Source organism: uncultured Maricaulis sp., assembly GCF_963976135.1.
GTDB lineage: Bacteria > Pseudomonadota > Alphaproteobacteria > Caulobacterales > Maricaulaceae > Maricaulis.
In genome coordinates this window covers 18,498-27,119 of record NZ_CAXBKN010000032.1, presented here as the reverse complement: position 1 = coordinate 27,119, position 8,622 = coordinate 18,498, and the positions used below count along the sequence as shown (strand labels likewise).

The 8,622-nt window shown below is 62.7% G+C and carries 7 protein-coding genes; 3 read left to right on the top strand and 4 right to left on the bottom strand.

The window, feature by feature from the left end:
- Position 1: 1 nt before the first annotated feature.
- Positions 2–826: a diaminopimelate epimerase gene (dapF, locus tag AAC023_RS06325; protein ID WP_339739277.1), complete on the bottom strand. Its 825-nt coding sequence runs from the start codon at positions 824–826 to the stop codon at positions 2–4.
- Between the two features lie 176 nt (positions 827–1,002).
- Between dapF and AAC023_RS06320 the strand changes: the two genes are divergently transcribed.
- Entirely contained in the window at positions 1,003–3,132 is a 2,130-nt protein-coding gene (locus tag AAC023_RS06320; RefSeq protein ID WP_339739275.1) for a prolyl oligopeptidase family serine peptidase, read from the top strand.
- A 77-nt stretch (positions 3,133–3,209) separates the two neighbouring features.
- Here the strand turns inward: AAC023_RS06320 and AAC023_RS06315 are convergent, their stop codons facing one another.
- The 3 genes from AAC023_RS06315 to AAC023_RS06305 all read right to left on the bottom strand — a co-directional run bounded on the left by AAC023_RS06315 (position 3,210) and on the right by AAC023_RS06305 (position 6,085).
- Positions 3,210–3,734 carry a DUF1254 domain-containing protein gene (locus AAC023_RS06315; RefSeq protein WP_339739273.1) on the bottom strand — a complete coding sequence of 175 codons (525 nt, stop codon included), beginning with the start codon at positions 3,732–3,734 and terminating at the stop codon, positions 3,210–3,212.
- Entirely contained in the window at positions 3,731–4,318 is a 588-nt protein-coding gene (locus AAC023_RS06310) for a DUF1214 domain-containing protein (protein WP_339739271.1), read from the bottom strand. Before AAC023_RS06310 ends, AAC023_RS06315 begins: the two co-directional genes overlap by 4 nt.
- Before the next feature lie 69 nt (positions 4,319–4,387).
- Positions 4,388–6,085, bottom strand: a complete 1,698-nt coding sequence (locus AAC023_RS06305; protein ID WP_339739269.1) for a hypothetical protein — start codon at positions 6,083–6,085, stop codon at positions 4,388–4,390.
- A gap of 168 nt (positions 6,086–6,253) precedes the next feature.
- On the opposite strand from AAC023_RS06305, the gene AAC023_RS06300 reads away from it, so the two are divergent.
- Together AAC023_RS06300 and AAC023_RS06295 are read left to right on the top strand one after the other, a co-directional pair.
- On the top strand, positions 6,254–6,964 hold the full coding sequence (locus tag AAC023_RS06300) for a response regulator transcription factor (protein WP_339739267.1): 711 nt from the start codon (positions 6,254–6,256) through the stop codon (positions 6,962–6,964).
- Between the two features lie 10 nt (positions 6,965–6,974).
- A complete protein-coding gene (locus AAC023_RS06295) occupies positions 6,975–8,597 on the top strand; it encodes a stimulus-sensing domain-containing protein (RefSeq protein WP_339739265.1) in 1,623 nt (540 codons plus the stop codon).
- Positions 8,598–8,622: the final 25 nt, after the last annotated feature.

The following is an 8,622-nucleotide window of genomic DNA, read 5'->3' as shown; positions in this document are numbered from 1 at the left end:
GTCAGTGCCAGGGCTCGAGGGCGATCTCGCCTTGGTCCTCGACAGGGCCGGTGAGAATGACATGGCTATCGCTCTCGCGCCACTCGACGAATAACTCGCCGCCATCGGCGTTGATCCTGGCGCTTCGCCCTGCCAGCCCCCGGCGGTGTGCCGCGACGAGGGCGGCGCAGGCACCGGTTCCGCAGGCCGGGGTCAGCCCGGCACCGCGTTCCCAGACCCGCAGCCGGATATGAGCCGGGTCGTGGATCTGGGCGAAGCCGGCATTGACCCGTTCCGGGAAGACCGGATCGAATTCGACCTCGCGGCCGAGGCGCTCCACCGGCAAATTCTCCAGATCGCGCACAAAAAAAACTGCGTGGGGATTGCCCATATTGACTGCGCCGGGGTTTTCGATCCGGATACCGTCAATCTCGGTGCGAAAATCCAGGCTGACGGTATCCATCTGGCGGGCCAGCGGGATGTCGCGCCAGTCGAGGCGCGGGATACCCATATCGACACTGATCTCGCGACCCGGCTTGCGCTCCGCCAGCAGAATGCCAGCCCGTGTGTCGATGGCTGCATGCTGACGGCCTGTGTTCTCCATCATTTGCCAGGCTGCGGCGCGTGTCCCATTGCCGCAGGCGCCAACCTCGTCGCCATCGGCATTCCATATTCGCATGAAGGCGTCGGCGCGATCGGAGTCTTCAAGCACAAGTAGTTGATCGAACGCCCATCGTTGGGCCCAATCGCGTATCTGGCCGGCGGAAATCCGGACCGGTGACGGCTCTCCGCGCGCATCCACGAGGATAAAGGCATTGCCCGCACCGTTCATCAGTCTTGCTTTCATTCTGCTGCGATAGCGCTGACGCGGCTTTACGTCCAGCGCCGCTCCGGGCTTTACTGCGTCTCAAATCGTCAAGGAGGACTTCGATGATGCGCTCAACAGCGAACAGATTGATGGCAATAGCGGGTGCGCTCTTGCTGGCGGCCTGCAGTCAGCCGGCCGTAGACAATGGAGATAGCGTGACCCCCGACAATGAGCTAGCCGGCGCCGGGCGCCAGATCGTCCAGATTGACCCGGAGAATGATCCGCGCGTCTGGCTCGAGGAAGTCGAGGGCGAGGAAGCAATTGCCTGGGTGGAAGGCCAGAATGAGCGGACTTTCGATCGCCTTCAGGAGGATGAGCGCTATCAGGGCATGTTTGACCAGGCCCTGGCGATCTATCAGAGCGAGGACCGGATCCCGGGCGGCGCATTTTATGGCGGCTTCGTGTGGAATTTCTGGCAGGACGCGACCAACACTCACGGTCTGTGGCGCCGCACCACAATGGACAGCTATGTCACCGACACGCCGGATTGGGATATCATTCTTGACCTTGATGCGCTCTCGGAAGCGGAAGGCAAGAACTGGGTCTGGCGCGGCGCCAACTGCCTCGGGCCGGATTATGAGCACTGCATGGTCACCCTGTCGGATGGTGGCTCTGACGCCGCCGTGCGGCGGGAATTCTCGATCTCGGCCCGCGATTTTGTCGCTGGCGGTTTCGAGACACCGGAGGCCAAGGGCGGCGTCAGCTGGATCGATGCCGATACCTTGATGGTGGGTCTGGCGACGAACGAGGCCGATACGACCGATTCCGGATATCCATCCGTCGCCTATCGCTGGGAGCGCGGCACTTCGCTCGCCGATGCGACCGAGGTCGTGCGTGGCGACCGGTCTGATGTTGGCCTCTTCACCTTCCGCGCCGAGGATTTCGACGGCACGGTCTATATGATGGCTTCGCAGGCGGTCACCTTCTACGACACGACCTGGTGGCATCTGCCGGCAGGCGCGGCACCGGTGCAATTGCCGCTACCGGCCAAATCCTCGATCCAGGATATTTTCCACGGCCAGCTCGTCTTTACGATCGAGGAGGACTGGGCGCCGGTCGAGGGCGGTGCAAGCTTTGCCCAGGGTTCGCTGCTCTCTTTTGATGTCGCCGAATGGGTCGCAACAGGCGAACTGCCGACCGTGCACACGGTTTATGTGCCGCGTGACCGGCAATCATTGGGTGGCATGGGGTCGACCCGCACCGCCTTCCTGGTCGAGATCGACGAGAATGTGGTCGGCGGGCTCGAGGCCTTCCGCTTTGAAAATGGCGTCTGGACCTCCGAGACGATCCCGGTCCCGGCCAGCATGACGATCAATCTGGGCAGCACAGACAGTCATGAAGACATCGCCTTCATGAGCGCGGAAGGTTTCCTGACCCCCGATACCCTGTCGCTGGTCAATTCCGCCGAACTGACGGTCGAGCCGATCAAATCCATCCCGGCGCGCTTCGATGCCGAAGGCCTGGTAGTCGAGCAGCTTGAAACCGCGTCGACCGATGGCACCATGATCCCCTATTTCGTGGTCCGCCGCGAAGACACGGTGATGGATGGCACAACGCCGACCCTGCTCTACGCCTATGGCGGCTTCCAGGTCTCGATCCGGCCGAGCTATTCGGGCAGTCGCGGCCAGCTCTGGCTCGAGAATGGCGGCGCCTATGTTGTCGCCAATATTCGTGGTGGCGGCGAATTCGGACCGGCCTGGCACCAGGCGGGTCTGAAAATGGATCGCCAGCGCATCTATGACGATCTGATCGCGGTGGCTGAAGACCTGATTGATACCGGTCTGACCAGCTCGCGCCACTTGGGCGTCTATGGCGGGTCGAATGGTGGTCTGCTGACCGGCGTGATGTATACCCAGCGTCCGGATCTGTGGAATGCCGTCGTCTCGGCGGTGCCGCTGCTCGACATGCTGCGCTACCACACCCTGCTCGCCGGCAATTCCTGGATGGGCGAATATGGTGATCCGGCCGATCCGGATGAGGGCGCTTTCCTGCGCTCGATTTCGCCCTATCACAATGTCGACGCCAATGGCGAATACCCGGAAATCTATCTCTATACCTCGACCAAGGATGACCGGGTTCATCCGGGCCATGCGCGCAAGATGGCGTATCTGCTCGCCGAGCTGGGCCATCCCTACCTCTATTACGAGAACACGGCCGGCGGTCATGCCGCTGCCGCCAATCTCGAGGAGTCGGCCCGGCGCGATGCCCTGCTCTACACCTTCCTGACGCAAAAGCTGATGGATCCGGACGAGCCGGTTGCGGACGGGGGCGCAATGCCGGAATAGCCCGCCGGGCAAGCTGAACAGAAGACCCCCGGAGCCAGGCTCCGGGGGTTTTCATGTCTGGATGCTGTTGTCAGGCGCTATTGCCCGTCGCACATGAAGCTGCGTCGCTCGGCATTGGCGGCGGGGACCATCGAGGGATCCTCGACGATCCGGCGATACAGGACCAGGCCGGTCTCGGTGGGGCTGCGTACGGCGATCGCGCCGTCCGGAACCGGTGCGGCACCTGGCTGGTCGAGCCAGATGACTGGCGCGCGGCCGGTATCGCGGTCGCTGAGAGTGAAGATGTTATTGGTTCGGCTGTCATACAGGCTGATGGAGGCATAGCCGCCGCTCCGCGGCCAGCGGGCCTGGATCAGCAAGGGGCCTTGAGACAGGTCATACGGGCAGATGGAGTATAAGATGTCCGGGCTCGGCCGGACGACAGTGCGGCTGGCTTCGGTGACGGGGGGCACGTGCGTGACCGAATTGGCCGCTGCGCCGCGACTCTCCATCTGATCCATTGCACGTGACATGATGAAGCCGGGAATCCAGTTCAGCGTGACCCAGAATCCGAGCCCACTCGCGAGCAGGCCTGCAGCGAGAGGCAGGAATCGACGGATCATGATTCACCTTCGCAGGACAGGCGATCAATCCGGGGCAGGGCCGCCAGGACCGGGTTGTCGCTGATCGATGCATCCGGTTGATACAGGCGCAGGGTCAGGGCGAAATGCCCGGCATGGCGTGAACTCATCCAGAAGGCCGGAACGGCCGGTCGTGAGGGGGCGATAAGCACGCTCATCGCATCCCCGGCGCTGGCTGCTGCATGTTCTGCGGTGACCGAGTGGGCCTCATCGCCATTGACCGCGAGAAAGTCATCTGCGGCATAGAGGGTCAGGCTCCACCAGCGCGTATCCGGCTGTTGCTCGAAGCTGACGCGATAGGCGCACTCCTCGCGCAATCGCTGTCCGCTATCATCGCTTGTCGCGTTGAAATAGACGGTTTCCGACCGGTTCAGCGCCAGCAATCCGCGTCGTGCAATGGCCGCACGTACGGTCGGGCTGGCGGCGGAATCGCCGATCAGGAGGTTGGTTTTCCAGGGGCCGGCCGCAGTGCCGCCAATTTCGAACGGGCCAAAGACGAGCAGGGCGGCCAGCATCGCGCCGCCGATCAGGCCTGCCAATATCGCCAATCCGGTTTTGATCCACATTCGCGGAACCTAGCGCCAGTGTCGCGGCTTGAAAAGTGTCTGGAGTGAGCGCCGGAGTGCGGCGTGCAATCAGGCTGCACTGGCGCGCGGCGCCATCTTGAGCAACATGTTCTGGATCAATTGCAGCTTGGCCTTGCCGTCATCCGTCTTCGCTTCATTCATGCCGCCCGCGGATTTGAGATGGCGCATCGCCCGTGCCTGTGCGTCCGAGGAACACTGGCCGACAGGCAGGGCGCCAGCCGTCGCCAGCCGGAGCAGGCCGGTCGCCTTGTCGAGGGCCGGACGATCGCCGGCCTCGACGGCATTGAGGATTTTGCTTTCATCGATGATTTTCATCCCGAGGGCATCGATTGCACTCGCCAGCTCCGCCTTTTCGCGTGCCGGATACTGGCCCTTGAGCACCCGGCGCTGGTGAGCGGTCAGCGAAGCGAGCCGTTCAAGCGGCTTGCTTGGTCCGCGCATATACCAGGACAGGACATTGTGTGACCCCAGCAGGCCATGGGCATAGCCCGCGAGTTTCTGCTTGTTGGCCTCGCCGACAATATTCTCTTCCAGCGCCAGAAGGCGCTCGAGCTCCTCGTTCGGATCTCCGGAGTCGCGCAGCAATTCATCGATCGTTTCCGAGTGAAGCAGGCGCGCCGAACGAGCCGCGAATGCCTTGATCAGGGCATCGGTCGGCAATAGCGAATTGGGGCTCATGACGAGTTTCTGCGCCAATTCCCGCGCCAGCCGGACCTCGCCGGGCAGACTGCTCGGACGCAGGCGTTTGGGCCGTTGCAGCTCCGTCAGCAGGCTCTGGGCGATGACAGCCCGGCACGCGTCCATCTCGCCCTTGCCGATATTGCCCGTAAGGCGTTTGCAGACGCTGGGTGCGTAATTGATCGCGTCAGCGGACTGATCGCCGTCGAACAGGCAGGTGAGCCGTTCGAGTGTTTCGCCAAGATCGCGGCATTTGCCCAGCAAGGCGGCCATCCCGTCGTCGAAACTGATGACTTCCGCCGCATAGTTGTCGATTTCAGCCAGCGCGAAATCGCGGATCGGGCTGTCCTCTCCGAGCGTATCGGCCATGTCCATCAGTGCTTCGAGCTTGTCGCTGTATTTTCGAGCTGATTTCAGACGGTTCGCCATGGCTGATCGCAGCAGGTAGCCGCGCTGATCACCGGCATGGATCTCGTTGACAATGTCCTTGAAGGGCTTGCTGTCAGGATATTCCGGGATGCGCTTCGCGCGGGCATCCTGGTAGATCCGGGTCAGGGCTTGCTGGATGAGCTCGTTCAGTTGCTTGACATAGCCATGCACATTGGCGTCGCCATCCTTGGCGCTGGCGATTGCCACTTTCTGGACGGCGTGCTGCAGATCTGTGCCGGAGGCTTCGAGTTGCTCCACCAGGTCCGGCCGGTGCAGCAATTCCATCGGCAAGGCCTGCAATCGCTCGAACCAGGCCGTCAGAACGCGGCGAATCGTGTCGCGGGCGTGCGGTTTGGAAAGGTCTTCGGGGGTCAGGCAGGGCAGGGTGGCGGTGCCGGTCTTCTCCTCGTCTTCGGCAAATTTCTCATCGCCGAGCTCGCAGATCGCGATGGACCTGAAGGTCCGCGCCTCTTCGTCATAGACTTCCTTGGTAACGCGAACCGAGCCGATCGTGTTCTTGGCGAGGACTTCGTGCGCGAGCCGAATCGCGGATTCGCGAACGTCCTGCGCCTCGTACAACGTCCAGGGCGCCTTCCGATTCTTCTTCAGGAAGACTTCGTAATGCGTGTCGGCAGCCATCTTCATCCCCGGAGAAATCCAGGAGAGACTGCCGCAATAGGCTTAAAAGCATATGAACCCGGCGCATTCAGGCGGTTCCTGCTTGGCGTGGAGGCGTTGCCGCGTCTATCCTGCCCGTCGAACTGCAGTATTCGGCATCCGGTTCGTGGTGCAATAGGCGGAGATGGCATGGCTACAATAGCGCTCGTCGATGACGACGAGAACATCATTACCTCGGTTTCGATCTTTCTTGAGGGCGAGGGATATAATGTCCGAACCTATAATGACGGCGCGTCTGCGCTCGTCGCCCTGACCGAGGATCCGCCGGATCTGGGGATATTCGACGTCAAGATGCCGCGAATGGACGGGCTCGAATTATTGCGTCGTCTGCGCCAGTCCTCGAATCTGCCCGTGATCTTCCTGACCTCGAAGGACGACGAGTTCGACGAGGCGCTCGGCCTCAATCTCGGTGCCGATGACTATATCGCCAAACCCTTCTCCCAGCGTCTGCTCGGCGAGCGGGTCAAGGCGGTCCTGCGCCGTGCGCGCCTGGCATCGGAGCCGCTGACCCTGACCGGCGGTGAGCCCGGCGACACCAAGCCGCTCGACCGTGGCAAGCTGCTGCTCGACTCCAATCGCCATGCCTGTTCCTGGATGGGCGAGCCGGTTCGCCTGACTGTGACGGAATTTCTGATCCTGCAGGCCCTGGCGACACGGCCGGGCTATGTGAAGAGCCGCGACAATCTCATGGACGCGGCCTATGACGACCAGGTTTATGTCGATGACCGCACAATCGACAGCCATATCAAGCGAATCCGCAAGAAGTTCCGGGAAGTGGATCAGGCGTTCGATTCCATCGAAACCCTCTACGGCGTGGGTTACCGGTACAAGGAAGATTGATGTAGCCGAGATGCGAGAGACCGTCCGGCGCTTCCGTGCCCTTTTTCGCGTCCTCGCGCCGCGTGCGTCCTCGCGTCTGGCGCAGCTCATCCTGGTGGCCAATTTCGTGGCGCTGGGCGTGCTGGTGGTTGGGATGCTGGCACTGACCGAGACGCGCCGCGGCCTGGTCAATGCCAAGCTTGATTCCCTGCGGAGCCAGGGCGAGTTGATCGCCAATGTGCTGGCCGAAGGTGCATCGGACGGTATACCGGCCCCGGCCCTGCGCAATGATGATGCCCGCGCCCTGTTGCGCCAGCTCTATGTTCCCGCTGAAGCGCGCGTCCTCGTGTTCGACAAGGGGGCCAGCCTGGTCGCTGACAGTCACTTGCTGGCAGATGTGTTCGAAACCTCGGAACTGCCACCGGCGGGGGCTGACCCGGCGGGGGAGGGCGAAACCGCTACCGCCCTGCCGGTGCGCCTGCTCGACGGGTTTGCCGATATCCTGCGCTCGCCGGAGGAGCGCGCGGCGCTGAACCGTGACCTGCGCGACGAAGTGCGCCAGGCGATTGCCGGCGGGATTATCGCCGGCGTCCGGCGCGAGGCGGATGGCCGGCGGGTCGTCTCGGTCTCCATTCCGATACAGCCCGTACGGGCTGTTGTCGGCGTCGTGACGATCGAATCCTATGATCTCGATCGCCTGATCGAAGCCGACCGGCGGGCTCTGCTGCCATTCATCGTGATTGCGGCGCTGGTGACGGCCATGTCATCGCTGGCGCTGACAGTGTTTATCGCCCGCCCGATCCGGCGCCTGGCGCGAGCGGCACATGAGGCCCGGCGCGCTGGCGGACGACGGGTCAAAATGCCGGATCTGGGGTCGCGCAAGGATGAGATCGGCGAGCTTGGCGTCGCGTTGTCGGAGATGACAGATGCGCTCTATGACCGGCTCGACGCGATCGAGAGCTTTGCTGCCGATGTCGCGCATGAGCTGAAAAACCCCCTGACCTCCATCCGGTCGGCGGCTGAAACCCTGCCCAAGGCGAAGGATGATGTCCGGCGAGACCGGCTGCTGGCCGTCATCACCGCCGATGTTGCGCGTCTGGACCGGTTGATCACGGATATCTCCCGCGCGTCCCGGGTTGATGCGGAACTGGCACGCGAGGATGTCGGACCCTTTGATCTGGGCGGGCTGCTGGCCAGTCTGGCCGAAGCCTATAGCGAGACGCCGTCCAACCCGACGCCGGTCCTGTTTGAGCGTCAGGTCCGCAATAGCCGTGTCCTGGGCCGCGAAGGGCCGCTGGGGCAGGTCTTCCGCAATCTGATCGACAACGCGATCACTTTCAGCCCGCCGGGCGGCAAGGTCTATGTGACTGCTATACGCGGGCAGCGTGAACCGCATGAGACCATGCTCATCACTGTTGATGATGACGGGCCCGGCATCCCCGAGGAGAATCTCGAAGCGGTGTTTGATCGTTTCTATACCGAACGTCCCACAGGCGCCGCCTTCGGGACGCATTCGGGCCTGGGATTGGCGATTTCGCGCCAGATCATCAAGGCGCATGGCGGCCGGATAACGGCCAGCAACCGGCGCGACGCGACCGGGGCGTGTCTGGGCGCGCGATTCACCGTCGAGCTGCCGGCGGCGCCCGCGGACTGACAATCGAGCTGCTTGTGTTGCAAAA